This window comes from Streptomyces sp. P6-2-1, from assembly GCF_050613165.1.
Classification (GTDB): Bacteria; Actinomycetota; Actinomycetes; order Streptomycetales; family Streptomycetaceae; genus Streptomyces.
In genome coordinates this window covers 6529017-6554913 of record NZ_CP192513.1, presented here as the reverse complement: position 1 = coordinate 6554913, position 25897 = coordinate 6529017, and the positions used below count along the sequence as shown (strand labels likewise).

At 68.5% G+C, this 25897-nt stretch carries 26 protein-coding genes and 3 pseudogenes; 13 read left to right on the top strand and 16 right to left on the bottom strand.

All coding sequences use genetic code 11. The features are described 5' to 3' along the window. Window positions 1-23 precede the first annotated feature (23 nt). Window positions 24-653: a TetR/AcrR family transcriptional regulator gene (locus tag ACQYWQ_RS27670; RefSeq protein ID WP_431038398.1), complete on the top strand. Its 630-nt coding sequence runs from the start codon at window positions 24-26 to the stop codon at window positions 651-653. 605 nt (window positions 654-1258) lie between these two features. Here ACQYWQ_RS27670 and ACQYWQ_RS27665 read toward each other — a convergent pair. The 3 genes from ACQYWQ_RS27665 to ACQYWQ_RS27655 all read right to left on the bottom strand — a co-directional run bounded on the left by ACQYWQ_RS27665 (window position 1259) and on the right by ACQYWQ_RS27655 (window position 3873). Then, entirely contained in the window at window positions 1259-1462 is a 204-nt protein-coding gene (locus ACQYWQ_RS27665; RefSeq protein WP_431038396.1) for a hypothetical protein, read from the bottom strand. Between the two features lie 331 nt (window positions 1463-1793). Next, window positions 1794-2447 (bottom strand): HD domain-containing protein, encoded by a 654-nt coding sequence (locus ACQYWQ_RS27660; RefSeq protein ID WP_431038394.1) that lies wholly within the window; start codon window positions 2445-2447, stop codon window positions 1794-1796. Window positions 2448-3036: 589 nt separating this feature from the next. Next, on the bottom strand, window positions 3037-3873 hold the full coding sequence (locus ACQYWQ_RS27655; RefSeq protein ID WP_431038392.1) for an alpha/beta fold hydrolase: 837 nt from the start codon (window positions 3871-3873) through the stop codon (window positions 3037-3039). A 169-nt stretch (window positions 3874-4042) separates the two neighbouring features. Here ACQYWQ_RS27655 and ACQYWQ_RS27650 point away from each other — a divergent pair, with 169 nt between their 5' ends. The 4 genes and pseudogenes from ACQYWQ_RS27650 (at window position 4043) to ACQYWQ_RS27635 (ending at window position 6466) form a co-directional block, all read left to right on the top strand. Then, entirely contained in the window at window positions 4043-4633 is a 591-nt protein-coding gene (locus ACQYWQ_RS27650; RefSeq protein ID WP_431038391.1) for a TetR/AcrR family transcriptional regulator, read from the top strand. Between the two features lie 496 nt (window positions 4634-5129). Then, a pseudogene (locus tag ACQYWQ_RS27645) lies at window positions 5130-5264 on the top strand (transposase); the annotation flags it as partial. A gap of 82 nt (window positions 5265-5346) precedes the next feature. Next, window positions 5347-5829: a transposase gene (locus ACQYWQ_RS27640; RefSeq protein ID WP_431038389.1), complete on the top strand. Its 483-nt coding sequence runs from the start codon at window positions 5347-5349 to the stop codon at window positions 5827-5829. 133 nt (window positions 5830-5962) lie between these two features. Next, window positions 5963-6466 carry a hypothetical protein gene (locus tag ACQYWQ_RS27635; RefSeq protein WP_431038388.1) on the top strand — a complete coding sequence of 168 codons (504 nt, stop codon included), beginning with the start codon at window positions 5963-5965 and terminating at the stop codon, window positions 6464-6466. A gap of 302 nt (window positions 6467-6768) precedes the next feature. On the opposite strand, the gene ACQYWQ_RS27630 is transcribed toward ACQYWQ_RS27635, so the two are convergent. Continuing rightward, a complete protein-coding gene (locus ACQYWQ_RS27630) occupies window positions 6769-7125 on the bottom strand; it encodes a DUF1330 domain-containing protein (RefSeq protein ID WP_431038387.1) in 357 nt (118 codons plus the stop codon). A gap of 106 nt (window positions 7126-7231) precedes the next feature. On the opposite strand from ACQYWQ_RS27630, the gene ACQYWQ_RS27625 reads away from it, so the two are divergent. Then, window positions 7232-7834 (top strand): TetR/AcrR family transcriptional regulator, encoded by a 603-nt coding sequence (locus ACQYWQ_RS27625; protein WP_431038385.1) that lies wholly within the window; start codon window positions 7232-7234, stop codon window positions 7832-7834. Window positions 7835-8283: 449 nt separating this feature from the next. Here ACQYWQ_RS27625 and ACQYWQ_RS27620 read toward each other — a convergent pair whose 3' ends face one another. Continuing rightward, entirely contained in the window at window positions 8284-8832 is a 549-nt protein-coding gene (locus ACQYWQ_RS27620) for a CGNR zinc finger domain-containing protein (RefSeq protein WP_431038383.1), read from the bottom strand. Between the two features lie 515 nt (window positions 8833-9347). On the opposite strand from ACQYWQ_RS27620, the gene ACQYWQ_RS27615 reads away from it, so the two are divergent. The 4 genes and pseudogenes from ACQYWQ_RS27615 (at window position 9348) to ACQYWQ_RS27600 (ending at window position 13632) form a co-directional block, all read left to right on the top strand. Continuing rightward, window positions 9348-9824, top strand: coding sequence for a DUF6841 family protein (locus ACQYWQ_RS27615; RefSeq protein ID WP_431038382.1), 477 nt, complete (start codon window positions 9348-9350; stop codon window positions 9822-9824). 10 nt (window positions 9825-9834) lie between these two features. Next, window positions 9835-11430 (top strand): annotated as a pseudogene (locus ACQYWQ_RS27610) (non-ribosomal peptide synthetase); the annotation flags it as partial. A 73-nt stretch (window positions 11431-11503) separates the two neighbouring features. Beyond that, complete coding sequence (locus ACQYWQ_RS27605; RefSeq protein ID WP_431038381.1) at window positions 11504-12307, top strand: MFS transporter; 804 nt, start codon at window positions 11504-11506, stop codon at window positions 12305-12307. An 89-nt stretch (window positions 12308-12396) separates the two neighbouring features. Beyond that, complete coding sequence (locus tag ACQYWQ_RS27600; RefSeq protein ID WP_431038380.1) at window positions 12397-13632, top strand: M20 family metallopeptidase; 1236 nt, start codon at window positions 12397-12399, stop codon at window positions 13630-13632. A 221-nt stretch (window positions 13633-13853) separates the two neighbouring features. On the opposite strand, the gene ACQYWQ_RS27595 is transcribed toward ACQYWQ_RS27600, so the two are convergent. After that, on the bottom strand, window positions 13854-14099 hold the full coding sequence (locus ACQYWQ_RS27595) for a hypothetical protein (protein WP_431038378.1): 246 nt from the start codon (window positions 14097-14099) through the stop codon (window positions 13854-13856). 212 nt (window positions 14100-14311) lie between these two features. Beyond that, complete coding sequence (locus ACQYWQ_RS27590) at window positions 14312-15631, bottom strand: MFS transporter (RefSeq protein ID WP_431038376.1); 1320 nt, start codon at window positions 15629-15631, stop codon at window positions 14312-14314. 70 nt (window positions 15632-15701) lie between these two features. On the opposite strand from ACQYWQ_RS27590, the gene ACQYWQ_RS27585 reads away from it, so the two are divergent. Further along, complete coding sequence (locus tag ACQYWQ_RS27585; RefSeq protein WP_431038374.1) at window positions 15702-16685, top strand: GlxA family transcriptional regulator; 984 nt, start codon at window positions 15702-15704, stop codon at window positions 16683-16685. Between the two features lie 45 nt (window positions 16686-16730). On the opposite strand, the gene ectA is transcribed toward ACQYWQ_RS27585, so the two are convergent. From ectA to ACQYWQ_RS27550, 7 genes are all read right to left on the bottom strand, one after another. Further along, the gene (ectA, locus tag ACQYWQ_RS27580) at window positions 16731-17258 is read right to left on the bottom strand and encodes a diaminobutyrate acetyltransferase (RefSeq protein WP_431038372.1); all 528 of its coding nucleotides are present in this window, start codon (window positions 17256-17258) and stop codon (window positions 16731-16733) included. Then, on the bottom strand, window positions 17255-17659 hold the full coding sequence (locus ACQYWQ_RS27575) for an ectoine synthase (RefSeq protein ID WP_431038370.1): 405 nt from the start codon (window positions 17657-17659) through the stop codon (window positions 17255-17257). The genes ectA and ACQYWQ_RS27575 overlap by 4 nt, the downstream gene beginning before the upstream one ends. A gap of 91 nt (window positions 17660-17750) precedes the next feature. Continuing rightward, a complete protein-coding gene (locus tag ACQYWQ_RS27570; protein ID WP_431039378.1) occupies window positions 17751-18014 on the bottom strand; it encodes an acyl carrier protein in 264 nt (87 codons plus the stop codon). 18 nt (window positions 18015-18032) lie between these two features. Further along, a complete protein-coding gene (locus tag ACQYWQ_RS27565) occupies window positions 18033-19538 on the bottom strand; it encodes a class I adenylate-forming enzyme family protein (RefSeq protein ID WP_431038368.1) in 1506 nt (501 codons plus the stop codon). Next, on the bottom strand, window positions 19535-20014 hold the full coding sequence (locus ACQYWQ_RS27560) for a hotdog fold domain-containing protein (protein WP_431038367.1): 480 nt from the start codon (window positions 20012-20014) through the stop codon (window positions 19535-19537). Before ACQYWQ_RS27560 ends, ACQYWQ_RS27565 begins: the two co-directional genes overlap by 4 nt. Window positions 20015-20091: 77 nt before the next feature. Then, window positions 20092-20478, bottom strand: a complete 387-nt coding sequence (gene acpS, locus ACQYWQ_RS27555) for a holo-ACP synthase (RefSeq protein ID WP_431038365.1) — start codon at window positions 20476-20478, stop codon at window positions 20092-20094. Further along, entirely contained in the window at window positions 20475-21713 is a 1239-nt protein-coding gene (locus ACQYWQ_RS27550) for a diaminopimelate decarboxylase (RefSeq protein WP_431038364.1), read from the bottom strand. The genes acpS and ACQYWQ_RS27550 overlap by 4 nt, the downstream gene beginning before the upstream one ends. Window positions 21714-22307: 594 nt before the next feature. Here ACQYWQ_RS27550 and ectB point away from each other — a divergent pair. Beyond that, entirely contained in the window at window positions 22308-23579 is a 1272-nt protein-coding gene (ectB, locus tag ACQYWQ_RS27545) for a diaminobutyrate--2-oxoglutarate transaminase (RefSeq protein ID WP_431038362.1), read from the top strand. 31 nt (window positions 23580-23610) lie between these two features. Further along, a pseudogene (locus ACQYWQ_RS27540) lies at window positions 23611-23771 on the top strand (IS110 family transposase); the annotation flags it as partial. Window positions 23772-23927: 156 nt separating this feature from the next. Here the strand turns inward: ACQYWQ_RS27540 and ACQYWQ_RS27535 are convergent. Both ACQYWQ_RS27535 and ACQYWQ_RS27530 read right to left on the bottom strand, forming a co-directional pair. Further along, on the bottom strand, window positions 23928-24902 hold the full coding sequence (locus tag ACQYWQ_RS27535; protein ID WP_431038360.1) for a hypothetical protein: 975 nt from the start codon (window positions 24900-24902) through the stop codon (window positions 23928-23930). Window positions 24903-25126: 224 nt separating this feature from the next. Then, the gene (locus ACQYWQ_RS27530; protein WP_431039377.1) at window positions 25127-25843 is read right to left on the bottom strand and encodes a hypothetical protein; all 717 of its coding nucleotides are present in this window, start codon (window positions 25841-25843) and stop codon (window positions 25127-25129) included. Between the last annotated feature and the right edge of the window lie 54 nt (window positions 25844-25897).

Here is a 25897-nt window from a genome sequence, read left to right as displayed (position 1 = left end):
CGTCTGAACGGAGGTGATCGGTAATGCCGCGGGTTTCCAAAGCACAGACCGAACTGAACTACCGGCGCATCCTTGAGGTCACGGCTGCCAGAATCCGCGAGGTCGGCGTCGACAAGGTCAGCGTTCCCGAGGTGATGGCGGCGGCCGGGCTGACCCACGGTGGTTTCTACCGGCACTTCGCTTCGAAGGACGACCTGGTCGCCCGTGCCACCGCCCTCGCGTTCGCCCAGCGCGAGGAGGAATACCAGGCGATCATGGACAGCCACGGCTCCGGGTCGGGCGCCGACGGCGAGTCCCGGCGCGAAGAGACCTACCGGGCGTATCTGGAAGGCTACGTCTCGGAGTTCCACCGCGACAATCCCGGCACCGGCTGCGCGGTGGCGGCTCTCGCCTTCGACGCCGCACACGTGGAGCAGGGCACGTCCGACCTCAAGGAGGCGTACCTCGGCGGTGTCCGCCGCATGGTGGAGAGCCTGGAGGACCGCGCCACGGACGGCGGGGAAGCCGGCAAGGGCCGACAGCGCGCGCTTGCCGATCTGGCCGGCATGGTCGGGGCCATCGTCCTGGCGCGCGCGACCGCTCACGACGACCTCTCCGACGAGATCCTGACAGCCGTCCGCGACAGTCTCCTCGACGCGCATCCCACTTCCTGAGGGACCGTCCCTCCTCGACGCGCGTCCCACCTCCCGACGGGCCGTCGAAGTCACCCCCGTCGCACCGAAGACACCGGGCACACCCCAGGCGCCGGACGTACCGCGGGCGCCGGCCGTACCGCGGGCGCCGGGTCCACGGTCTCGGCCGTCCCGCTCGGCACCACCGCGGCCGGCAGCGGCACGGCGGTGCGGTCGATGGCTGTCGGGATGTCCGGCGACCCTCACTGGAACCGGGACCGCCCCCCCCTTCCGGGGGGGGCGCCGTCGTCCCGGGAGGCCGCTGCCCCGCACGCCGGGCACCGCGCCCTCACGGTCCTGCTGAATTGCCGGCCTTGCGTCAAGGCCACCGGCGCGCCCGCACCCGAGAGCTTCAGCCAGGGCAACACCCCGGCTCCAGGTGACGTGCCGTGTCCGTGAGCGGCACGACGGGTCGGACGCACGCCGGGCGAGCCCGCGGGTGGTCCGAGCGCGACGGCGTCGAGGCCGGCGGAGGTGACGGTGTCGGCGGGGTGAGCGTGAGGGGGCGCCTCGGTGAGAGGTGGGGGATGCCCCCGGGAATGCCGCCCGGCCGGTCCGCATCTGCGGGATGCCGCCGGTCGGCCGGCTCAGGGGGCGGCGATGTGGTCTTCGCCCGGCGCGGGGATCTCGCGGGTGCGGGGGCCGAGGATGCTCCCGGGCAGACGCGTGGTGAGGGCGGAGGCGAGCGTCTCCGCGATGGTGCGCGCAGGGCAGCCTCCGAGGTCGAGCAGCGGGGGCTGCGTGGTTTCGCTGGAGGGCCGCCCGCACAGGGTCCCCTGCGGGGAAGGCACCCCGCGTGCGGGGCGGCGTCCGGTCCCAACAGGACGCCATCGTCAGGTCGTTGACCCTCTCCCCACCGATCGGTTCCAGGGGCCCCGGCAGTTCGCCGCCGGCGCGGTCCTCTCCTCCCGGGACGCCTCGCCCGCCAGGGCGCAAGGCCGTGCACGGCCTTCCGGAAGCCCTCCGTGCCCTGAAGACATCTTGCCTCCCCTGGTCACGGTGGAGGTGGTCACCGCCGGACCGGAGCGTCCGGTGCCGGGCGCTCCGGTGTTCGGCAGGTGGGGCGCCCGGAGGCGCGGTGGAGGTGTACGGCCCCGGGCTGCTGCCGGGGACGCGGTGGTCCTATTCGGGCCAGGCGTTGCGCTGGATGATGTCAACGAAGTTCTCGCGCCTGAAGGACGGGTCGAAGTAGGCCAGGACGTCGTCGTTCATGGTGCCGAAGGTGGTGTGGGGGCGATCGGCCATTCCCTCGTGGAAGGCGTGGAGTATCCGGCGCTTGAAGTCGGGGCGCGGGTGGGCCAGCAGTACGGCCCGCTTGTCGGCGTCGCTGATCTGGTCCAGGTCGAGGCCGAGTACATCCGTCTCGACCCCGAGGGTCACCACACCGGTCTCCGGCGCCAGGCGCCCCGGTATCTCGGGGGTGGTGTGGAGGGCGATGGCGAGCCACACGTCGCGGACCTCGGCCTCCGTGCGACCGTGCGCGCGCAGGAAGGCCGCGGCGGCGTCCGCGCCGTCGATCTCGAAGCGCTGCGTGGTGGTGCGGTACGTCCGGGTCAGGCCCAGGTCGTGGAACATGCCCCCGACGTAGGCGAGTTCGGGGTCGACATTGATTCCCCGCGCCCTGGACTTCAGCATCCCCCACAGGAACACGCGCCGGGAGTGGTGGAACAGCGTGTCCCCGGCCACGGGATCGTCGGCCGCCTGCCGAGTCACCTCGGTCGCGGCGCGGATCAGGTCGCTGTCGGGGATCTCGATCCCCGCGATGCTCTCGGACATGAAAACTCTCCTGCTTGTTGGTGTCATCCGTTCCGTCCGGGCTTCCGGACGTCTCGAAACTTGCTCAGGGGGCTCTTCACCGCGCCGGATCGGGGACCGAGGTCCCTCGGCGCGGGACGCCCCTGCCACCCGGGGCCGTGTGCGGTCCGGTTTTCGGGCGGATGGCATCCGGGGGGAACGGCCTCGCGACCGGTGCGGTCGGTCGTGGCGTCGGCGGCGGAGGCCCGGCGGCGGCAGCAAAGGGTTGCCCCGACCGGCAGGAGGGCGCCGACCGACAGAAGGGACACCGACCGCTACGAGGACTTCCTGCGCGAGCAGGGCCGCGGCGGTGGGCGTCCCGGTGATGTTCACGGGACGGCGTTCGATGTGCGGACGTCGCCGCACCCGAGTCGGACAGCGCCTTGAGGCCGTGAAGGTGAATGCCCTCGATACCGACGGCGCCCGATCGCTGCTGCGGCGGGAGGCTCGCCGGGTGATCCGGTCTCGGCAGAGGCGACCGGCCGACGGGAGCCCCTGCCAAGACCTCCTGCAAGCTCCACGTCGGCGGCGGCACGTGGGGGTGCCGCGATCACCTCTCCGGGAAGCGCGCTCACTTGTCCAGGAAGGCGGCGACGTCGGCGGCGAACTCCTCGTAGTACTGGAAGAGGAAACCGTGCGCCGACTCGGGGTAGATCTTGATCTCGACGTCGGGCAGCAGGCCGGCGAGCAGGTGCGAGTAGCGGGGCAGGATCATCGGATCGCTGTCTCCGTTGGCGACGAACACCGGCTGAGTGATGCCCTCCAGACGTTGCAGCTGAGCGTGGTGGGGGATGCCCCACTGGGTGACGGCGTCGTACTGCGCCAGTCGGGTCGCCCACGTCGTCGGGGCGTCGTGGCCCTCGGTACGGCTCGTGAAGACCCGCCCGGCGACCGGCGCTCCGGCTTCGGCCGAAGTGAAGAAGACACTCAGGTAGTCCTCGGCGGAGGGGATCTCACCACCGACGGCCTTGATGACGTCAGGCGCCCAGCCGTGCATCCCTGCCGCGCCCTGCGGGGCCGAGGCGGCCAGGACGACCCGGTTGACCAGCTCGGGGCGGATCAGGGCGATCTCCTGGGCGACGAAGCTGCCGAGGGAGAAGCCCAGCAGATCGACCTGCGTCAGCCCGAGCGCCGTGATGAACTCGACGGCGTCCTCGGCCATCGCGGCAACGGTGTGCGGAGTGCTGCCGCTGGTCGCGCCGACACCCCGGTTGTCGAAGGTGATGACCCGCCGGCCTCGCGCCAGCTCGTCCACCAGTGCGGGGTCCCAGTTGTCCAGGTTGCCGCGGAAGTGCTGCAACAGCACCAAAGGCCGGCCGTCCGCCTCGTTCCCGATACTGCGGTAGGCGTAGGTGACACCGTTCGCGGCCTCGACGGCCTGCGTCTTGACGGTGGTGTACGTGGTCATTGCCGTTCTCCTTACAGGGCGCCGCGAGGATCGGGCCGCCCAGGGACACGGGGCGCCACCTGGTACTCGACGGAGAGACGGTGACGCGCCTATTTAGATTATGACTGTAATCCAATAGACTGGCGACGGCAAGCAGGCGACTGTTCACAGGTCCACGAAGGAGGCCACCGTGCGGCACACCAGGGAGCACAAGGACGCGACCAGGCAGCGGATTCTCGAGTCGGCCGGCCGGCTGTTCAAGGAGAGCGGCATCGACGGCACCGGCATCGCCGCGATCATGACGGACGCGGGCCTGACCAACGGCGCGTTCTACAAGCACTTCTCCTCGAAGGACGACCTGGTGGCCCACACCGTCACCGCCCAGCTCGACAGCCAGCAGCAGGCGGTCGGCACCCTCCCGCCCGGGCGGAGCGGGATCGAGGAGTTCGTGCGCTACTACCTGTCCACGAAGCAGCGGGACGACCGCGCGCACGGCTGCCCCTCGGCAGCGCTGCTCGACGAGATCGGCCGCTGCTCCACGGACACCAAGCAGTCGTACACCGACGGCCTCACCGCGCTCATGGACGCGCTCGGAGCGCGGCTGTCCCCCACGGACCCCACGACCGCCAGACCCACCGTGCTCACCGCGTTCGCCATGATGACCGGCGCCGTCCAGATATCCCGGGCGCTGGCCGACCCCGTCCTCGCGGATGATGTCCTGCGACGCGCGGCCACGGAGGCGCTCAACCTGCTCGACCCGGCGCGGGACGACCGTCCGTAGGCGCGCCCGCCACCCACGCGCGACGGCCGCGTACGGCACGAAACCCGTGGGTCTCCCGCGAGGAACGCGGAACCCGCCGTCGGCAGGCCCCTTCGGACGCGGCGAGCCCCTGGCCACTCGGGCATGAAGCGGCGACTCCGGCGGCCGTCCCTTCCTTCCGGTCGCACCGGTTGGTGGCGAGCGCGTCGGTCGTGGAGCGCGGGCCACCGGCCGAGGTCGTACAGGCCCAGCAGGGCAGGTCGACGCCGTCCTCCTCGCGGGCCACCGCGCGGACGGGTGAGTCGCCCTGTCCACGGACTGGCGATTGTCACGAATGCGACGGAGGCCTGACGGCTTGACTCGCGACGCGGTCTTCCTGCGTCACCACACCTGGGACCGCGTTCGAGATCTGCCGTATCCCGCGGGTGGAGCGGCCGTTGAGCCGTGGGTGAGTGGGGCTCCGAGGGCGGGTGTCCGCCCGATCCGACGGGTGCGCAGTGGGTGTTGAGCGCCGCTACTGCCAGCGGCGAGGGCGGGGCCGAAGGGCGGGCGGCGAGAGAAGCGTCTGCGGCGGCGGATCGTGGACGCGATCTTCTGCGTGATGCGGACTGGGTGCGCCTGGCGGCGGCTGCCGAAGGACTTTCCACCTGGCCGACGGTGCACCGGTATTCACCTCGTGGCAGGGCGACGGACCCGTCGAGCGCGTCCACGACGCCTGCGAGACAGAGTGCGCGATGGCGTCGGGCGCGAGCGGGCGCGACACCGAGCCGAGCGCGGGCCTGATCGACGCACAGCCGATTCGGTCGGCCGGCAAAGTACCGGTGACAGCCAGCGGATTCGACGACGGGAAGAGAGTGAAGGGCCGCAAGCGGTTCATCGGCACGGACACCCTCGGCTCGCCTCCGGCGGCCCAAGTGGTCGCAGCGAATATCCAAGACCGCGACGGAGCGAGGCGTTCGTCGCCGTGGACCCGCCCGGACCACCCGGGCGTGCAGAAGATCCGGGCCGACCAAGGCTTCGCCGGACGCCTTGTCGAGTGGACCAGCTGTCCTCGGCCACGAGCCAGCGGGTGTGCGCAAGGCCCCGTGTCAGCGCGGCTTCCAGGTACAGCGGAAGCGGTGGGCGGTGAGCGGTGGAGCGCACGCTCTCATGGATCACCTCCCACCGGCGCGCGGCCCGTGACCGGGAAACCAGTCCGGCCCGGTCCGGGACCATGATCCGCTGGGCGATGGTCGGCGTCAGGGTCCGTCGACCCACGCGCACCGGCCGGCCTCACGTCAGGACCCCGCCCCCTCTCGCCCAAGCCTGGCCTGTGAGTGCTTGCGTCCACATGTCTGGTTGGATTCGGACATGGGCGACGGTAGACACGAGGAGTCAGGTCTCTCCAAGAGCACCTGGAGCGACCCAGATTTCGAAGACATGGGGTGGCATGACGCCACCATCCACGGCTTGTCCGTCCAGCCGGCCCACGACATCCTGCCGCGTCTTCTTCTTGATCTCGACTACATCGTCCGCTGGGTCCACCCGGTCCCGCCCGCCACACACTTCTCGTTCTGGGTCTCTCCGGCGACACTCGTCTTCGATGACGTCTTCGACCTTGAGGGCGACCTCGACTTCACGGGTCTTGCCGTGGACCTGGAGGTTGACGGAGTGCACCGGCTGGTGCCGGACGATGCCCGCCCGGACTTTGCGCACTGCCCGCTCTGGCACATCGAAGGCCACGCGTTCGACTTGAAGTTCCGGTCCTCGGGCTTTCATCAGTACTTCCGGCAGGCCCCGAGGCTCGTATCCCGGCAGGCATTGCCCTATGCCGAACGCGGGGGTTGCGCCTTCACCGAACTTGGCTTCAGCTGACCGGTGACCGGTGGCCTGCCGAGGCATCTGCCGAAAGCGAATACAGCGAAACACGTCGGCACAATCCGGGGTGGTCGGATCTCAAACGCGTTCTGAGACACGGTGGCGGATACAAGCGCCATAGCGTTGAACGCGGTCAGGCCACAAAGCGTCTTACTGGTTTTCGCTTCGAACTGCCGCCGGAAGAAAAGAAGCACAGACGGGGGCCGTGGCCGCCCTCAGCGCTCCTCCCTTCGCCGTGGAACGCAGAACCGACCACGAAGAAAACAGCCAAGAACCCGCCGAGCGGACATTGCCCGGTGCTACGCAGAAGCCGCGATCTTGGCCCGGATCGAGGCGACGAATCCCTTCACCGTGAAGTCCTCGGGCAGCTGGTCGACGATGACGGTGTCCGCGATCGAGCTGCCGGTGCGCAGCGGCAGGATGCGCTGATAGGCCTCGGATGCGTACCACCCCTCGGCGGCCTCGCGGTCGGGGAACTCGATCAGGACGACGGACCCCTCCCAGGCGCCCTCCTTGATCGCGGCCGGGGCGCCCTGGGCCAGGTAGGCCCCACCGAACGGGGCGAGCGTGTCCTCCACCTGTTCGAGGTAGGACAACCCCTGCTCATTGGGGATTCCGCCCGGAATACGGAGGTGGGTGATGAGGTATGTCGACATGGCGTCGTCCTTACTTAGATGATGTCAATAATATAAGCGGGCTCCGAGGCATTCGCAAGTTGGATGACGATTACAATCCAAGTGGAAGGACGGAAGCGAGGAACGCATGGCCAAATCATCGCGAGCCGAGTCCGACAGGCACCGGCGGCAAATCATCGACGCCGCGTCGCGCTTGTTGCGTGAGCACGGGCAGGCAGCTATCAGCGTGCAGAAGATCATGAGTGAAGTGGGACTCACGCATGGCGGCTTCTACAAGCACTTCTCGTCCAAGGACGAACTCATGGATCTCGCCGCCGAGCGGTCGTTCTCGGAGCTGCTTGAGGTGATGAAATCGGCCTCAGAGGCGTCATCGGCTCCGTCGGACGCGTGGACCGGCTTCATCGAGAGCTACCTGTCGGCAGAGCAGCGCGAGGACCTGGGCGGAGGGTGCGCGAGCACCGCTCTTGCCACTGATTCCACTCGTGCCGGTGCCGGTAGCGGGATGCGGGACGCCTACGTCCACGGTGTGTCCGAGACCCTGGACGCCCTCAAGCAGTATCAGGACCACCCCGACGATCCCGCGGCGTACCGAGCGCGTCTGCAAGCACTCATCACGATGGTCGGAGCGCTGACTCTCGCCCGCGGAACGGCCGGGACGCCCCTTGCCGAGGACTTCGCCGACGCCGCGATGACACTGCTCCTGGAGGGCGACAGAAGACCGGCTCCCTGAGTACGTCCTTTGCGCCGCCGACCTGGCTCGTCCCCGCCTCCACCAAGCGACGGAGCGACGACGGGTATCCGGAGGACGTCTGCGGCGCGCTTGCGCTCGTGGCCACCGCCCGCCCTTCGCCCACCGCCCGCCCTTCACCCGCCCCTGCGTCGCGGCCCCCGGCGAAGAGGCGCATGTCGGGGTGACCGAAGAGGGTGAACACCCGGCACACGTCTGCGGCCCGCCAGTCGCTCTTCTCGCCGTCGATGGCGACCGTGCGGTCGCGACGGACGCCGCACGCGTCCCTGACCTCCGCGAAGCCTTCGGCGTCCACGCGGTCCCGCTCGCCCTGCCGGTCGAGGTCGAGGCGCCGATCGGCCTCGACCGCGCCGGGGAGGTGGCCCACCCCGTAAAGGACCGTGCCCGCATCGGGCACCTCCTCGGCGAGCCGCGAGCCCGGGCCGGTCTCGTCACCCGGGCGCACGGTTTCGCTTTCCTTCCTGAGTCGGCGAGGTCTCGGCGCGACGTCGCGAGCGTGACGCCCGCAGGTTGATCGCGTTGCCGCACACGTGGACGTCGTGCCACACGCCGCTCCTGTTCCGGGAACGGTCGAAGAAGCTGAGGTCACAGTCCGGGTTGGCGCAGATCTTCAACCGACGCCAGTCGCCGGAGCGCTGAGCGAGAAGGGCTTCCACCATGACGGTCGAGACGATCCACGTGACAGGCCGCTCGGGGTGGACCACGCCCACCCGACCCTCCGCGCTCATGGACAGCTTGACGTCGGCCCGGATGCCCGAAGCCGGGGAACCCGTGACGGACGCGACGACGGCTTCCCGGAGAGCGAGCAGCCGCCGAAGATCGGACTCGGTCAGGGGGGCGGACGACGACGGGGAAGGCTCTTCGCCCGTCGCCGCCTCCCTGACCTCCCGCAGCCACTCGGAGGCGAGGGCTCCCTCGCTCAACAGGTCGGGCAGACGTGGCTTGCCCTTGGAGGTCGTGTTCAGGAGCTCTTGCACCACCGAGAGGGCTCCCGGCGCCTGATCGACCCCGTACCGTGCCGCACCCAACAAAGACATATACAAAGCATACTCACTTCTGTCGGACCGTGCCAGAGTCGGTCCAGTGCGGCAGCCGGCCCCTGGAGCGGCCCCGTCGACGGACCGCGATCAGCGGACCCGTGTGCGATACGCGGTCGGCGTCAGGCCCCAGCGACTCCGGACGCGCCGTGCGGCACGGCGGGGCTCGTTCATCCGGCCGCCTGTCCGGCAGCACCCACGGCGGTACCCATCGTTCTCGGCCGCGCAGGAGGTCCGACCCAGCGCGCCCGACGCGCAGCGGCAGACCGCGCCCGGGTCCAGCTCGCGTCGGCGCCAGGGCCCGGGCCCGCCCGTTCCGCCACCCCCGTTCGCCGGACCCCGAAGCGAAGCAGGACGTGGCGACGTAAGCGTTTCCCGAACGCATATGTCATGCTGAGCGGCAGGACCGATCGTCAAGACGGCGATTCGAGCCCGTTCGGAGAAGAAGGGAACGCACCATGTCCGAGAACCGCGCCGGCGCCGGCCTCGACGACGCTTACAAGGAGTTCATGAGCTGGTTCAGCGATGAGTACATGCCGGCCTTCATCGAGGCGGTGGGAGGCGGGAGCGACCCGTCCTTCATCTCCGACTTCTGGGGGTCGCCCCTCTGGGTCGGCAACGACCTCGGTCCGGTCACCCTGGCGGAGACGGACGAGGACGTCGTCCGCGCCTTCACCGCCATGACGACGCGGCTGCACGCCGCCGGGTACGCCGACAGCGTCGTGCTGGACCGTCGCACCGTGATCTTCAACAAGGACGGCGCGGCCGTCGACTCGCTCTGGTCCCGGCGTCGGGGCGACGGCTCGGAGATCGAGCGGACTGCCGTCCATTTCGCCTTGGCGCGCCGCGCGGACGGCATCCGCATCGTCACGTTCGAGACCCACGCGACGGACGCACAGAGCCTCGCCGAGGTCTGGCCCGTCATCAACGGCTGACCTTCGCCGGGTGTCCGGCGCCGTCCGCCGATTCGGGGGCCCGGGCGGACGGGGCCGGACCGACCTCTTCGACCGGGAGACCGCACAGTCCATCACCGAGCGTTTCGTCCGCGTGCTGACCGCCCTGGCCCAGAACCCGGATCTCCGGGTTTCCGAGGTGGAGGTGCTGGAGGAGGCCGAGCGGGACCGGGTGCTGTCGGGCTGGCAGGGATCAACGCGCAGTCTGCGGGGGGGGGCGTCCTTGCCCCAGCTCGTCGCCGAGCAGGCGGAACGGACACCGGACGCGGTGGCCGTGGAATGCGGTGACCGGACACTGACCTACCGGGAGCTGGACGCCTGGTCGGGACGGGTCGCCGGTTGGCTGCACGGACAAGGCGTGGACCGGGGCTCGTTCGTCGCGGTGAAACTGCCGCGCTCGGTCGAACTCGTCGTCGCCCTCCTCGCCGTCACCAAGACCGGCGCCGCCTACGTTCCCGTCGATCCCGAATACCCCGCCGAACGCGTCACGTACATCCTCTCCGACGCCTCCCCCGCCCTCGTCATCGACGACACGGCCATGCTGCACCAGGACACCGAAACACCCTTCGAGAGTGTCAACGTCCACCCCCACGACCCGGTCTACGTCATCTACACCTCCGGCTCCACCGGCCGCCCCAAAGGCGTCATCGTCGAACACGCCTCGGTAGGCGCCTACCTCGAACGAGCCCGCGAGGTCTACCCCGACGCCTCCGGCACCGCCCTGCTGCACTCGTCGGTGGCCTTCGACCTCACCGTCACCGCGCTCTACACCCCCCTGGTCAGCGGCGGACGCGTCGTCCTCACCGAACTCGACGAACACGCCGCCACCACCGGCCAACCCACCTTCATGAAAGTCACCCCCTCCCACCTGGGCATACTCGAAGCCCTCCCCGACAACGTCTCCCCCACCGGAACCCTCATCACCGGCGGCGAAGCACTACTCGGAGAAGCACTCACCACCTGGCGCACCACACACCCCCACACAACAGTGATCAACGCCTACGGACCCACCGAGGCAACCGTCAACTGCACCGACTACCACATCCCACCCGGCCAGCCCCTGCCCTCCGGACCGGTGCCCATCGGCACGCCGCTGGACAACACGCGGCTGCTCGTCCTCGACACAGCTCTGCGCCCCGTCGCCCGGGGCGTCGCTGGTGAGTTGTACCTCGCGGGGGCGGGACTCGCCCGCGGCTACTGGCGACGACCGGGCCTCACCGCGGAGCGTTTCGTCGCCGACCCGCACGGTCCGGCGGGCACCCGCATGTACCGCACCGGCGACCTCGTACGGTGGACGCCGGACGGCACCCTCGAGTACCTCGGGCGCGCCGACGAGCAGGTCAAGATCCGCGGATTCCGCATCGAACTGGGCGAGATCGAGGCCGTGCTGGGCCGTCACCCCGAGGTCGCCCAGGCCGTCGTCACGGTGCGCGAGCCGCGCCCCGGCGACAAGCGGCTGGTGGCGCACCTCGTGGCGGAGGAGGGCGGCCACCCGACGCCCGCTTCCCTGCGGGCCCACCTCGCCGCCGAACTGCCCGATTACATGGTCCCGTCGGTCTATGTCACCCTCGACGCGCTGCCCCTGACCGGCAACGGCAAGATCGACCGCCGGGCGCTGCCGGTGCCCGATATCGGCACCGCCGACGCCACCGCGGAGAGCCGTGCTCCGCGCAACCCGCGGGAGGAGATCCTGTGCGGGCTCTTCGCCGAGCTCCTCGGCAGTCTCTGTGCGCAGCCTTGGCTGCGGGCTCGCGGGGATCGTCCTGCTCGCGTGCTGGATCCTCGTGGAGCGGCGCGCGACGCACCCGCTCGTGCAGGTGCGTCTGCTCAGCGACCCGCGTCTCGCCGTCGTCAACGCGCACACCTTCTGTCTCGCCTTCGGTGCGATCGGCTTCCTCGGCGCCAACGCCGTCTTCCTCGGCACCGACGCGCACGAGGCGGGGTACGGGCCGGGGCTCGGCTCCCAGGCGATCTCGCTCGTCTCGCTCGGCATGGTTGCTGCGGGCTGTGCCGCCTCGACGGCGACGCCGTACCTGGCGCGCCTCGTCGGTGACCGCGCGATGCTCCTGAGCGGGGGCGTCGGCGCGGCGCTCGGCTTCCTGCTGATGGTCCTCTTCCACGACTCGCTCGGGCAGTATCTCGTCGGCGCGCTCGTGGTGGGCTGCGCGACGGGTGTCTTCGAGGCGGTCACCCGCTCGCTGGCCGCCGAGGCGGTCCCGGGCGAGGAGACGGCGGTGTCGGTGGGGGTCAACGAACTGTCACTGTCCCTGGGGGCGGCGATCGGCGCGGCCGTGGTCGGGGCGCTCTTCGCGGCCCATCCGGGCCGGGGCGGCCACCCGGCGCTTGCCGGATTCACCTGGGCGTGGGGGGTGTGCGCCGTGGTGGCGCTCCTCGGGGCGCTCGCGGCGCTGCTGCCCGCCGCCTTCCGGGAGCGAGCCGCGACGGCGGTGCCCGCCCGGGTCTGAACGACAGCGGGGCGCGAGGCTTACCTGCCCTCGCACCCCTGCCGAACGGGGGTGCCGCGAGCGGCAGTACGAGATACGGAGCGATGACGATGAATCACGACGAAGCGACGCGGACGCGTGAGGACGAGGGCTGGCGGGGCGCGGCGCTCGCGGGGGTGGATGCCTGGGGCCTGCGCCTGCGCGAGCTGAGCCACAGCCTGTACGCGGAGCCGGAGACGGCGCTCGCCGAGCATCGCTCGGCCGCGAAGATCACGGCGCTGCTCGCGGAGGCCGGTTTCGCCGTGGAGCGGGGCGTGGGGGGCATGGAGACGGCGTTCGTCGCGCGGTACGGCACGGGGGAGCTGCACCTCGCGCTGTGCGCCGAGTACGACGCGCTCCCCGGGCTTGGCCACGCGTGCGGGCACAACGTGAACGGCGCGGCCTCGGTCGGCGCGGCGCTCGGGCTCGCCGCCGTCGCGGACGCGCTGGACCTGACGGTGGAGGTGATCGGCACCCCGGCCGAGGAGGACACCGGCGGCAAGGTGCTCCTGCTCGACGCGGGCGTCTTCGACGCGACGGCCGCCGCGATGATGGTGCACGCGAGCCCGCGCGACACCGTGCGGGCTACCTCGCTCGCGGTCGGCTCCTGGGATGTCGTCTTCCGCGGCAGCCCCTCGCACGCGGCGCTCGCGCCCTGGCAGGGCGTCAACGCGCTTGACGCGTTCACCGTCGCGCACACCGCGCTCGGCCTGCTGCGCCAGCAACTCCCGCCTGGCTCGCTCGTGCACACCGTGCTCCACGAGGCGGGGACGGCCGTCAACATCATCCCGGCGCTCGCGCGCGGCCGCTGCGAGATGCGCGCCCCGGACGCCGAGCAGCTCGCGGTGGTGCGTGAGCGGGTGCGTGCGTGCTTCGAGGCGGGGGCGCTCGCGACCGGCGCGACGCTCGAACTCGTCCCGCACGGGCAAGAGTTCGCGGACATGCGTCAGGACGACGCGCTCAGCTCCGCGTACGAGCGGGCCGCGCGTGCGCTCGGGCGCGTCCCCCAGGACCTGAGTGGCAGCACGATGGCCTCCACGGACATGGGCAACGTCTCGCAGGCACTGCCCTCGATCCACCCGACCATCGGATACGCCACCGACGGGGCCGAGCCGCACACGGCCGCCTTCGCCGCATACGGCACGAGCCCGCAGGCAGACGCAGCGGTGCTCGACGGGGCGAAGGCCCTCGCGCTGACCGGCGCACAGGTCGCCGCCGACCCGGGGGAGCGGCGACGGCTGCTGGACGCCCTGGCGCTGCGCCGGGCGGGCCGCACCCGGACGCGCGTGGATCCCGCACCGGCCTGACGGGCTGGCACGTACGGGGATGGGGTGGGACGCCGTGCGCGTCCCACCCCATCCCCGTACGCCCTAGCGGGGCGGTCCGCCGCGCTCTCAGCGCTCGGCTTCGCCGTGGGCGGCCTGGAGGAGGGGGGAAGAGGGTGTCGACGCTCTCTTTGAGCGTGGAGTCGGCCGCGGGGTGTTGATGGTGAGGAGCTCGTGGCGCAGGAGGTCGAAGGGAAGGGACTTCATGCGGTCGGTGACGTGTTCAGGGTTGATCTCGCCGGGCGCGCCTTCGTGTCCGTCTCGTGCAGTTCGGGGAAGCGGGCGGCGGTGCGGACGCGACGGGCCTGTTCCGCCTGGCCCGCCTTCACGGTCTGCTGGCTCTTCGCTGCGGTCTCGGAGTACTGGGTGGCCTCGCCGTGCAGGCGGGTCAGCTGCTGGGCGCCACGCCGGTCGAGTTGCATCTCGGCGTCGGGGAGGCGGTCGCGCATCGCGGCCAGGCGCTCGGCGACGTGGTGAGGTCGGCGGGGGCAAACCCTTCGGCGCCCAGGTCGCGGAATCGCCCGGCAAACGTGCTGGTGCGGATCAGCCGTCACGACCACCTCTTGGTCCGCCTGGCCGCCGGTCTTGTGACCCTGGCGGAGCTGGGCTTCTGCGGGGATGGAGTACGACGTGCCCAGTCGGTGTCAATTCGGCCGTGCGCCTACAACTGTTGTTCCGGCCCCCGGGCTGGCGAGGAGTACGTCTTCTCGCCACCGGCCGGGGGCGTGGAGTGGATACGGATACTGAGGGACAGCAGGGCAGCGGCAGCGCAGGCGGCGCCGAGGGTGAGCCAAACGGGGGTATAGCTGCCGAACGTGTCACGAGCCACGCCGCCGAGGAAGGAGGCCGACGCGGCGCCAATTTGGTGTGCCGCGTTGGTCCAACCGAACACGATGGCGCTGTCTTCGCCATAGAAGGTCCTGCACAGGGCGATGACCGGCGGCACGGTCGCCAGGTCGAGCAGGCCGAAGAGGACAACGAAGAGCATCATGGGTGGGCTGACGGTGGCCGTCATGATGAGCGGCAGACTGATCATGAGGAGGCCGCGCAGCAGGAAGTAGGCTGCGAGAAGCCGACGGGCGTCCTGACGATCGGTAAGCCAGCCGGAGAGGACGGTACCGGCCACGTTGAAGATACCGATGAAGGCCAGCAGCGTTGAGGCCGTGGTGACGGGCATGCCGTGGTCGTGGGCGGCGGGGGCGAAATGGGTCCACATGATGCCGTTGGTGGATGCTCCGCAGATGGCGAATGCAGCGGCGAGCAGCCAGAAGGGAACGGTTCGTGCGGCGCTGCACAGCACGGTCACTGTGCGACGGGCGGCGCCGGGAACGGGGGCGGGGCGGGGAGTGAAGGTGTCGCTGCCGTAGGGGCATCGCCCGATGTCGGCAGGGTGATCGCGCAGGACGAGATAGACCAGTGGGGTGACCGCTATTGCGGCGAGGGCGAGGGTGACGAGGGCGGGCCGCCAGTCGTAGTGATCGATGATCCAGGACAGTCCGGGCAGGAAGACCATCTGTCCCAGGACGCTGCCGGAGGACAGGATGCCGGTTACCAGGCCGCGGCGGGCGGTGAACCAGCGGTTGGTGACGGTAGTGCCGAGGGTCATCGAGAGCGATCCGGTGCCCAGACCGACGAGGAAACCCCAGAAGAGCGTGAATTGCCATGCGGCGCTCATCGTCGTGGTGAGGACGGCCCCGGCGGCGACGGTCGCAAGTGCCGTGACGACGACCCGGCGGATGCCGAACCGGTCCATCAGGGCAGCTGCGTAGGGGGCTGTGAGACCGTAGAGCACCATATTGACTGAGGCCGCCAGGCTGATGGAGCTGCGGGACCAGTGGAACTCTTCGCGTAGGGGGTCCTGCAGAATGCCCGGCATGGTGGAGAAGGCGCCCGCGACGACGATCGCTACTCCGGCGACGGCGGCCACCCACCAGGCGCGATGCCCGGGCCCCTTCGTCTGCTGGCCAGTCGTGTCATCCATATCTTCATCCTTCAGCGATAGGGCGTATGAAACCACTGGCCATCTGGTCAGGCAGTGAAAGAATCGGGCCATGACGGTGCGTAATGAATCTGTGCACAGGGTTGCGGTTCTGGTGCGTTCGGGTCTTCTGCCGATGGAGCTGGGGATCGTGCACCGCTTGTTCGGAACCGCAAAGGACGCCACCGGCCAGCCGCTCTACTCGGTCGTAACGTGTGCCGTGGAACCAGGCGAGGTCCGCACGGACGCCGACTTCACCATCAACGTGCCGTTGGGACCGCGGGCGCTGCGTGATGCGGACACGGTGGTCGTTCCCGCCGCGATGGAGGACTACCGTCCGCAGCAGCGTGACCGGTTGAGCCCGGTTGTGCGGGCGGCGCTGTCGGAGATTTCCCCGACAGCACGTCTGGCTTCCATTTGCACGGGGTCATTCGTGCTGGCGGCAGCGGGCCTGCTCGCGGGCCGACGGGCGACAACGCATTGGAAATCCTGTTCCGAACTGGCCGCTCTCTACCCGGAGATTGATGTGGACCCCGATGTGCTGTACACCGATGACAATGGTGTACTCACGTCGGCGGGCGTGGCAGCGGGAATCGATCTGTGCCTGCACATGATCCGCAGTGACTACGGTGCGGATGTCGCCAACAGCGTCGCCCGCGGCACAGTGGTTCCTCCACACCGCGAAGGCGGTCAGGCCCAGTACATCGACCACCCCGTCCCCGAATCCTGCGACACCTCTACCACTGCCACCCGCTTCTGGGCCCTGGAACACCTCGGCGAGGGCCTCACTCTGGAAGATTTGGCGTGCCGCGCGGCGACGAGTGTGCGGACACTGACACGAAAATTCCGACAGGAGACGGGGATGTCGCCGATGCAGTGGCTTGCTCAGCAGCGCCTCCAGTACGCCCGCCGGCTGCTGGAACGTACGGACGAGCCTGTGGACCGGATTGCGGCTGAAGTCGGCTTCGGTACCGGCACAGCGATGCGTCAGCACTTCCGGGAGGCACTGGGCGTGTCACCGCGCGCGTACCGCAACACCTTCCGTGGGGAAGCATGAGGGCACGCACGCGGTGACACCACCTCGGCCGGAGCGTTTACTCACTCAGCCAGGGGGCCGTTCGATGGGGCCGATCCGGTAGAGCACTTCATCATGGTGCGCCATGGGGAAGAGTGAGGCCGGGAACAGCACTTCGGTGTGCACGGGGGCCTGGTACCGCTTGGCGCACTTCTTCAGCACCATGATGATGGCCTTGTTGCCGGCGGACACGGTCGCCTCGATGTAGCGCGCGCCGTGAGTGACCGCGCGCTCGGCCGCCTGCTCGAAGAGATGTACTCCGAGCATCGGGATGCCGTGCCGGGGCTTGGCGGCCTCCTGCCAGACCAGATAGGTGTCGGGTTGCTCGGGGCGGAAGTAGCCGGTCAGGAAGCCGATGACCTCGTCACCGAGGGATGCCACCAGAGAGGTCTCGGCGAAGTCGCGGCACCATATGGAGTAGTAGTACGGGCTGTTGTCGTCGAGTTCCTTGGACTCGTGCACCATCCGCCACATGGCCTGGGCGTCCTCGAGGCGCGGAGTGCGGTACTCGGGGCGGACTCGGGGCGGGGCGGAGAGGGACATCGGCGCGCTCATGCAGTGGCCTCCTCCGTGAGTAGCGGGTAGACACCGTTTTCGTCGTGGTCCTCGCGGCCAGTGACCGGCGGGTTGAACACGCAGACGAAGCGGGAGTCCACCTTCGGGCGGAGCGTGTGCTTCTCATGCCCGTTCAGCAGGTACATGGTGCCGGGGGTGATGAGGTGCTTCTCGCCGGTTTCCTCGTTGGTGAGTTCGGTCTCGCCCTCGACGCACAACACCGCTTCGATGTGGTTGGCGTACCACATGGTCGTCTCGGTGCCGGCATAGACGATCGTCTCGTGCAGGGAGAAGCCGACTCCTTCGCGGGCGAGGACGATCCGCTTGCTCTCCCATGTACCGGAGCGCGACTTGATATGCCTGTCGGTGCCTTCGATGTCCTGGAACGAGCGGACGATCATGTGCGATTCCCTTTCTCGTGTTGGCTCCGGACCCTGGTGTCCGTGCCCTTCGTCAGATGCGCGGGCATGAGCCGAGAGGTGTTGGGGGTGTTCAGGCCGCGCTGCGCGTCCCGAGCTGGGCGAGGGCGAAGTCAGTGAAGGTATCGACCGTCTCGAAGTCGTCGGCTTCGAGTTCCTCGGGGTCGACTTCAAGGCCGAGGGAGTCCTCCAGCTCCATCAGCATCTCCAGCATCGTGGTCGAGTCCAGGTGGAGATCGTCGAAGAGCCTTGTCTGTCCGGAGAGGCCAGTGATCGGCTTCTCCAGCACGCTGCTCAGCGCGGTCTCCATGGCAGCGGTCACGTCGGTGCGCTTGATGCCCATCGTGTGCTCCTCCTAGAGCTGTGCGTGGTCCTGAACGAGATCGGTCAGGGCCTGTCGGTCGACTTTGCCGTTGGTGTTGGTGGGCAGTCCGGGGACCGGGACACAGTGGCGCGGGATCTTGTAGTCCTCGATCAGGCCGTGCATTCGGGTCAGCACGTCGGGTCCACCCAATTCGGTCACCGCAGCCAGGATTGCGGTCTTCCCGGTCCTGGGACCGGGAGGCAGCACGGCTGCGGAGGCAACGCCTTCGACGCGGCGGGCGGCAGCCTCCACCTCGGTGGCGCTGACGCGGAAACCTCGTTCCTTGTAGAGGTCGTCGCGGCGGCCGGAGAAGTAGAGGTAGCCGTCTTCGTCCATCCGGCCGTAGTCGCCGGTCCTCAGTTCCGGGAAGAGTCCGTCCCGCTGGTGGAAGCGCTCGGCGGTCAGTTCTGGGCGGCGCCAGTAGCCGGCCATGACGTGTGGGCCGCGGACAACGAATTGGCCGACTTCTCCGGCTGACAGCCGGTTTCCTTCGTCGTCGACAGTGAAGACCTCGGTGCCGGGAAGCGCCCTGCCGGATGCGCCGGGCCGCAGGAGGTCCCCGTCCGGGGGCATGATCGTGGCCCGTTTGCATTCAGTGAGTCCGTACATCAGCTGCACGGACAGGCCCGGTATCGCCTCGCGCAGGCTGGCGATGGTTTGGTCGGACAGGGCCGCACCCGTGTTGGTCACGAGACGCAGCTTGAGCTTGTTCTTTGCCCTTCTCACCAGCCAGGCCAGGCGGTCGGAGACGGAGGGAACTGCGGCGAGCACGGTCGCTTCGCTCTTCTGAAGAGCGCGCAGCAGTGGCGGCCCGGCCTCCGCAACGTCGCCCACGCGCAACTGCGCACCCGCCAGGAAGGTCAGGAACAGCTGATAAAGGCCGTAGTCGAAGGACAGCGGCAGAGGGCTGAAAACAACGTCGTCCAGGCGGTAGTCCAGGCAGTCCTGAATGGCGCGTGCGGCGAAGAGCATCTGCTGGTGGGTGCAGACCACGGCCTTGGGCAGCGATGTGGTGCCCGAGGTGTAGATCAGGCACGCCCCGTCGACGCCGAGCGGCGCGGATGGCAGTTGCCTGTTGGCCCCCGGCCCCGGATCCGGGGCGTGGCGCACGTGCCTGGAGGGGATGACGCGTACACCGTGTGCCTGCGCGGTGGTGGACACTTCCGGGTCGTCGGTCACCATGGCGATCGGCTCGCAGTCGCCCAGGACATGTTCGAGCGGACGGTCCCGAACGTCTTCGTGTAGGACGCTGAACATCGCGCCTATCCGGGAGGCGGCATGCACCGCGATCGCGACGGCGACAGCGTCGGGCGTAGAAATGACGACCCGGTCACCGCGGCGGACTCCGTAGGTCTGCAGCAGGTGCGCGGCTCGGCGGGAGGCGAACTCCAGCTCCCTATAGGAGGCGGTGTCCGACCCGGTGCTCAGGGCACACCGGTCACCGTGTACGGCAGCGGCGTTGTCGAGCAGGGAATGGAGGGTGAGGGGTTGGGTCATTGGCGTCCTCCGATCGATACGGCGTGCTTCTCGTCGGGGCCCCGGCTGCTGTCGGGTGATCCGGGCCGCTGCGGTTTTGGGACGACGGTCACTGCGTTCGCCGTGCAGACGACGATCGGCTCGTCGAGCACCTGCGCCGCACTCGTGCTCGTGTCGCGCGAGGTGATAACTTTCCGGGCCTCCAAGGCGACGAAGCGGCGCAGTTTGGTGCTGCGGGTCAGCCTGGCCGTGGCCTCGATGTAGTCGCCGGGACGGACGGGTGCCGTAAAGCGGACCTCGGAGTATGCCGAGAGCAGCCCTTCATCTCGGTCGGTGCGAATAGTGATTTCGGTGACGAGGTCGCCAAACAGACGCAGCAGCCGCGCGCCGTCGACGAGTTCGCCTCCGTAGTGAGCCTCTTCCTGGCCGATTCTCACGCGTAGCCGCGCTATGACCGTCTGCAAATCACTTTCAGCAGGGGCTCCAGTAAAAGTCATGACCATGTCACCCTTTCGCGTGGATGGGGCGTGGTTCCGGGCGCTTGTGCGGGTTGGCGTGCGCTGTCGGCTATCCCTCACTCGGCCCGTACAAGTAAGGCTGCAGCGGCGACCACGCTGTTCTTGTGCGTGATCGAGACACGCACGGCCTGCCGTGATGCGGCCCGGGCAGCTTCAGCACGCAGATCGACATGCGGCGCCCCGTCCGCAGCACGCCCTATACAGATGTTCCGCGGTGCAATTCCCTGCAACAGGCCCTTGCCCAGTGCCTTGAGGACGGCCTCCTTGGCGGCGAAGCGGCCAGCAAGGTACTCCAGGCGCCGGGCTCCTTTGAGAGCACGCGCCTGCTCGATCTCCTCCGGCGCGTAGCAGTAGCGCAGAAACCAGTCGCGCGTCACGAGAGCCCTGAGTTCGTTGCGGTCGAGAACGTCCAGACCGACGCCCACAGGCACACCGGCCGTCACGAGGCTTCCTCGAAAGACGCCAGCCGCTGCCGCGACAGCAGCACCTCCGGTGTGTCCCGCTCACGCACCAGGGTTACCTGCCCGTCGTGCACAAGGACTTCTGCCGGATAGCCGTGACTGAGGAACAGCCCGGGCGAGGCGGTCGGGCCGTAGGCGCCGGAGCGCTTGATGCCGAGGAGGTCGCCGGGTCGGACGTCGGGGAGGGCGGCCTTTTTCACGAGCGTGTCGTTCGGTGTGCACAGTGGTCCGGTGACGGTGTATGTGCGGGTGGGCTCTGCCGAGGGGCTTCCCAAGTGGACGATGGGGAAATTCCGCTTTACGAAACTTCCGATACCCACTGCGGCCATATGATGATTGGTCCCGCCGTCCGCCACGACGAACGACTCCCCCATAGACTCCTTCACGTAGAGGGCCCGCGTCACATAGATTCCGGCGTCCGCCGTGAGGAACCGGCCCAGCTCCATTACGATCCGACAGAAGGGGTGCCGCGCACGGAATTCTTCCACCGGAGCCCGCATGTGTTTGCCGAGCTCCATCACGTTGAGGTCTGACTCGTTCTCAAAGTAAGCCACCCCCAGACCGCCTCCGAAGTCGACGAAGGAAAGATCTATTCCCAGCTCCGCAGCCAGGCTTTCCGTCATCTGAAGAATACTCTCCGTGTTCGCGACGATATCCCGGTAATCGAGGAATCGCGTTCCCATGTAGGCATGGAAGCCCTTCACCTCAACGTGCTCCAGCGCATCAAGGAAAGGCCGCGCCTCACGGACATCCTTCTCGTCCACACCGAACTGCCGCGACTTGCCCCCCATCGACAGCCCGGACCCTTTGCTGTGGAAACTCGGGTTGACCCGCAACACCGCAGGGAACGTAGGAGCCTGCAGTGCGGCCGCAACCTCGTCCAGGAGCCGGATTTCGGCGAGTGACTCGCAGACCACGGCTGAGATCCCAGACGTGACACACGCCTCGAGGTCAGCCCGGCTCTTCCCCGGCCCGAGGAAGATGATGTCCGCCGGATCCACTCCGGCCCGTAACGCGGTCATCAATTCCGTCAGCGACGACACTTCCGCACCCGCGCCCTGTTTTCCCAGAAATCCGCAGACGCTGATGTTCGGATTCGCCTTCAAAGAATAAAGGACATCGACCCCGTCGGGTAAAGCTGCCGAAAGCCCATGAAATATTTCACCGAGGACTTGTGCGTCGTAGATAAACAAGGGTGTTCCGAATTCGTCCGCCATCTCCTGGACGGGAAGTCCCTGAATGTGCGCTGTTGATTTCCCGGGCAAGGCGCCCCTCCCACGGTCTCGGTGTGTTGTTTTCCAGAACCTTAGGCGAGGACTTGAAAAGCGTCACGTCGAGCACCCGGGCAATCGGCCAAATTGGTGCCACTGCATGGCAGGTGAAAATGCCCCGTATCCCCGACATTTTCAGCTCAACACCTCCCCAGCGAGCGACTGTGACCCGCATCACAAAAAAATAGCCGCTTTACCGGCAAAAGGGATTTATTTAGCAACACGGGCATGCGGCGACATGTGTGAGACAGACCCCACTGAAGCGTGGCCAGAAGCTGTCGGGGGCCTCCCGCCCGTAACCCCATGTAGGCATACAGGCTTATGCCATGGGCAATGAAGGGGACGCGAAGCGGAACACCATCACTGTCGCAGCGCGGTGCTGTCAGGCGGCTTACGTGAACGGGGCGCTCGCTGACTCGTGGGTCTTCAGACACCAGCTCCCGTCGGCACGGCCCTCACCTCTCTGCCTCACGCAGCCGCCGGCATGACCATCGGTCCGCTGGCAACGTCCCTTGGCCTCATTGCCGTTAAGGAGTAGGCATGACCATCACGCAGCCCGATCTGAGCGTCTTTGACACCCTGGAGTCCGAGGTACGCAGCTACTGCCGCAGCTGGCCCGCCGTCTTCGATCGGGCGCACGGCAGCCGCATGTACGACGAGGACGGCCATGAGTACCTCGACTTCTTCGCCGGCGCAGGCGCCCTCAATTACGGCCACAACAACCCGGTGCTGAAACGGGCGTTGATCGACTACCTGGCGCGAGACGGCATCACGCATGGGCTGGACATGTCGACCACTGCGAAGCGCCGCTTCCTGGAGACCTTCCAGAGGCTGGTGCTGCGCCCGCGCGACTTGCCGTACAAGGTGATGTTCCCCGGCCCAACGGGCACCAACGCCGTGGAATCCGCGCTTAAGCTGGCGCGGAAGGTGAAGAGCCGCGAGGCTATAGTGTCATTCACCAACGCCTTCCACGGAATGTCACTGGGGTCGCTGGCCGTGACCGGCAACGCCTTCAAACGGGCTGGCGCCGGAATCCCGTTGGTCCATGGCACGCCTATGCCGTTCGACAACTATTTCGAAGGCACGGTCCCCGATTTCCTGTGGTTTCAGCAGCTTCTTGAGGACCAGGGGTCGGGCTTGAACAAGCCCGCCGCCGTGATCGTGGAGACCGTGCAGGGCGAGGGCGGCATCAACGTCGCCAAGCCCGAGTGGCTCCGCGCGCTCTCGGAACTGTGCAAGCGGCACGACATGCTACTCATCGTCGACGACATACAGATGGGCTGCGGACGCACGGGCGCCTTCTTCTCTTTCGAGGAGTCCGGAATCATCCCCGACATCGTCACCGTCTCCAAGTCCATCAGCGGCTACGGCCTTCCGATGTCACTGTGTCTGTTCCGTCCAGAACTGGACGTATGGGAACCGGGCGAGCACAACGGCACCTTCCGCGGCAACAACCCGGCCTTCGTCACAGCCACCGCCGCCCTGGAGGCCTTTTGGGCGGATCCTCAAATGACGCAACAAACTGCCGTACGCGGCGAACAGGTGGAGCAGTCGCTCCTGGCGATCTGCGACGAACATCCATCCTCCGGAGCCCACTATCGGGGCCGCGGCCTGGTGTGGGGCCTTGAGTTCCAAGACAGGGGCCGTGCCGGACAAGTCGCCCGGCGTGCCTTCGACCTCGGCCTACTCATCGAGACCTCCGGAGCGGACAGCGAGGTCCTCAAACTGCTTCCGGCTCTCACGATCACCCCCGAGGAACTGGACGAGGGACTCAGTACGCTGAGCCGCGCCATCCGGGAAGTCGAAGAATAGTGCTGCATCAGGCAATGTTCAGCTGCTGACCCTGCTGACCCTGCTGAGACAGCTCGACGCCACGTGCCAAACCGCGCCACCGAAGTCGCCTTCCAACAGCACGCCGACAGCGAGATCCTGCTCAGTTTCCCCGGACTCGGTCCCCAGCTCGCAGGCCGCGTCCTCGCCGAGATATTGGCCCCCCGCGCGCGCGGGGATCCTCCGGGAGTCGAAGCCAACGGCCTGGTGCGCGGTCGGTTGCCCCCGCGCTCGCGGGGCGGCTGGCGCTGTTCTTCCGGGCCTCTTCCAGCGCCGCGCGCAGTGCGACGCGGGCGAGGTCGGCGCCCGAGGAGGGCTTCTGAGCCGGGCTCATGCCGCACCTTTCGGGATGCAGGTCAGCACGTCGGCGAGGAGCTCCGTGTCCGTCGCCAGCGGGGTGTGCTGGTGGCGGAGGTGGGTCAGGCGCTGGGCGAGGAGGTCCTCGGCCGCGCGGGCGCTGGCGGTCTCGGCGGCGTGAGCGGCCGCAGCGATCGCTTCCGATCCGGTGGGGTCGTGCCGGTGGTGGCTGCGGGACCGCTCGGCGGTGTAGGCCCAGTGGCGCTCGGTCCGGGCCTGGCGGGTGCGGGCCAGCTGCGCGAGGGCGACGGCGCGGTACTCGGCACCAGCTTCCCGGGCGGTACTCAGTCCCCGCCAGGCGGCGACCGTCGGGATGGTGGGATCGTCGGTGATGCCGTCGGCGTCGAGCGCGGCGCGCAGCTCATCCACACTCGACGCGACACGGCCCAGGATGTCGTCGCGGACCTGGCCCATGACGGAGGCGACCTCGTCCGCACGCCGCGGGTTCGCGGCCCAGGAGACCTGGCACATCCCCGCCTCCACGATCACGGCCCTGAGCTCGCGGCGGTAGCCGCACACCTCGCACAGGTCGGCCGCATCCCGGCCACCGCAATCCGCACAGGGCAGGGCCTGCCGCACCCGCTCGCGGGCCGCAGCCTCCACGTGCTCGCGAGCCGCCCGTTCCCGCGCCGCAGCACGCATCCGGTCGCTGCGCTCACGCTGGGCGGCATGGCGCCGCTCCCGGGCCTGGGCCTCGCGCTCGGTGTGCTCGCGGAGCCGCTCCTCGAGGACACGCTGGCGCTCGGCGGCGCAGAGGGTGGGCTGCTCCTGGTCGAGCTCAGCTGCGAGGCGGGCCCGGTGTGCGCGGCGGATGTGGATCACATTCCCGCAGCTCGCACAGGCCAGGCCGGTGTCCAGGCTGATCCCGTCGTCGCAGCGCCGGTCGGGGCAGACCGGGCGCTGCACGAGGCCGCGGTGCAGCAGCCAGGGATAGGGCTGGCGGATCATCACCAGATCCGGGTCGTCGCCAGTGGAGCGCCGTTGCGTAAGGACATCGTTGTGTGAACCGATGCGGCGTCTGTGGAGCGTGCCTCGCAGTGTGCTTGCCCCACCTGCGTGAGCTGGGCTTTTCGTTCCCTGAGTGAGCGAGCGGGTGTGACCGAACCGCCGCCCTGCATGTCAGTGCTGGCTGCTTACATGAGCCCATGGACACCGTGCACACGACCGCTGCCCTACTCCCGGACCCCGCCGAGCTCCGCGCGCACCTGCGCGCGCTGGCCGTGCTGGACCAGGTGATCTGCCGCGACCCGCGATTCTCCCGCTACTCCTTCTCCACCAGCTGGGGGCCTGGGACGGAGGCGGCCCTGATGGACAATGGCTCGGGTGACGACTTCTCCGTCCTCTTCACCCCGGCCGGTGTGCTCGTCCGCGGCTTCGACCACGAGTCGGAGATGAGCCCGTACGCCACGGACGACGAACAGGTCTGGCCCGGTGTCATAGCGGACCAGGTCGATCGAGCGACGGTGCTCGCTCACGGCGTGGACGTCGTAGCGGGTGAAGTCACCGGCGATGCAGATCAGGCGGGGGCCGCTCCACAGGACCTGGGACGCGACCGTCGCCCCGAGCCGTTCGTGGACCAGGTGCTCGACCTCGGCACGGTGGTCCATCAGCCAGGCCAGGTAGAACAGGCCCTGGTTGATCACGCCGGCGTCGGTACCGCGCTTGTACTCAATGATGCACGGTGCACCGTTCTCGTCCAGCCCGAGCGAGTCGATCCGCCCTCCGTGCACCGGTCCGGTGCTGTACTCGCTCGCCAGGAACCGGACGCCGAGCAGCTTCTCCATGTGCGTCTCGACGACCGTCTGGACATCGGCCTCGTACTCGGCGAGTCGCGAGACGACCTCGGTCACGCCCTCATCCGTCGCGTGGAACAGTCTCAGTTTCCGCACCTCCCCCTTCGCCGCTAGGAAGAGATCAACATCGGACACGTGCGCGATTATTTC

Excerpts from the sequence above, each read along its gene's own strand:
- ACQYWQ_RS27670 (WP_431038398.1), top strand. The coding sequence starts at position 24 with ATGCCGCGGGTTTCCAAAGCACAGACCGAACTGAACTACCGGCGCATC.
- ACQYWQ_RS27660 (WP_431038394.1), bottom strand. The coding sequence starts at position 2,447 with ATGTCCGAGAGCATCGCGGGGATCGAGATCCCCGACAGCGACCTGATC.
- ACQYWQ_RS27655 (WP_431038392.1), bottom strand. The coding sequence starts at position 3,873 with ATGACCACGTACACCACCGTCAAGACGCAGGCCGTCGAGGCCGCGAAC.
- ACQYWQ_RS27640 (WP_431038389.1), top strand. The coding sequence starts at position 5,347 with ATGGCGTCGGGCGCGAGCGGGCGCGACACCGAGCCGAGCGCGGGCCTG.
- ACQYWQ_RS27635 (WP_431038388.1), top strand. The coding sequence starts at position 5,963 with ATGGGCGACGGTAGACACGAGGAGTCAGGTCTCTCCAAGAGCACCTGG.
- ACQYWQ_RS27630 (WP_431038387.1), bottom strand. The coding sequence starts at position 7,125 with ATGTCGACATACCTCATCACCCACCTCCGTATTCCGGGCGGAATCCCC.
- ACQYWQ_RS27625 (WP_431038385.1), top strand. The coding sequence starts at position 7,232 with ATGGCCAAATCATCGCGAGCCGAGTCCGACAGGCACCGGCGGCAAATC.
- ACQYWQ_RS27615 (WP_431038382.1), top strand. The coding sequence starts at position 9,348 with ATGTCCGAGAACCGCGCCGGCGCCGGCCTCGACGACGCTTACAAGGAG.
- ACQYWQ_RS27600 (WP_431038380.1), top strand. The coding sequence starts at position 12,397 with ATGAATCACGACGAAGCGACGCGGACGCGTGAGGACGAGGGCTGGCGG.
- ACQYWQ_RS27595 (WP_431038378.1), bottom strand. The coding sequence starts at position 14,099 with ATGCGCGACCGCCTCCCCGACGCCGAGATGCAACTCGACCGGCGTGGC.
- ACQYWQ_RS27590 (WP_431038376.1), bottom strand. The coding sequence starts at position 15,631 with ATGGATGACACGACTGGCCAGCAGACGAAGGGGCCCGGGCATCGCGCC.
- ACQYWQ_RS27585 (WP_431038374.1), top strand. The coding sequence starts at position 15,702 with ATGACGGTGCGTAATGAATCTGTGCACAGGGTTGCGGTTCTGGTGCGT.
- ectA (WP_431038372.1), bottom strand. The coding sequence starts at position 17,258 with ATGAGCGCGCCGATGTCCCTCTCCGCCCCGCCCCGAGTCCGCCCCGAG.
- ACQYWQ_RS27575 (WP_431038370.1), bottom strand. The coding sequence starts at position 17,659 with ATGATCGTCCGCTCGTTCCAGGACATCGAAGGCACCGACAGGCATATC.
- ACQYWQ_RS27565 (WP_431038368.1), bottom strand. The coding sequence starts at position 19,538 with ATGACCCAACCCCTCACCCTCCATTCCCTGCTCGACAACGCCGCTGCC.
- ACQYWQ_RS27560 (WP_431038367.1), bottom strand. The coding sequence starts at position 20,014 with ATGACTTTTACTGGAGCCCCTGCTGAAAGTGATTTGCAGACGGTCATA.
- ACQYWQ_RS27550 (WP_431038364.1), bottom strand. The coding sequence starts at position 21,713 with ATGGCGGACGAATTCGGAACACCCTTGTTTATCTACGACGCACAAGTC.
- ectB (WP_431038362.1), top strand. The coding sequence starts at position 22,308 with ATGACCATCACGCAGCCCGATCTGAGCGTCTTTGACACCCTGGAGTCC.
- ACQYWQ_RS27535 (WP_431038360.1), bottom strand. The coding sequence starts at position 24,902 with ATGATCCGCCAGCCCTATCCCTGGCTGCTGCACCGCGGCCTCGTGCAG.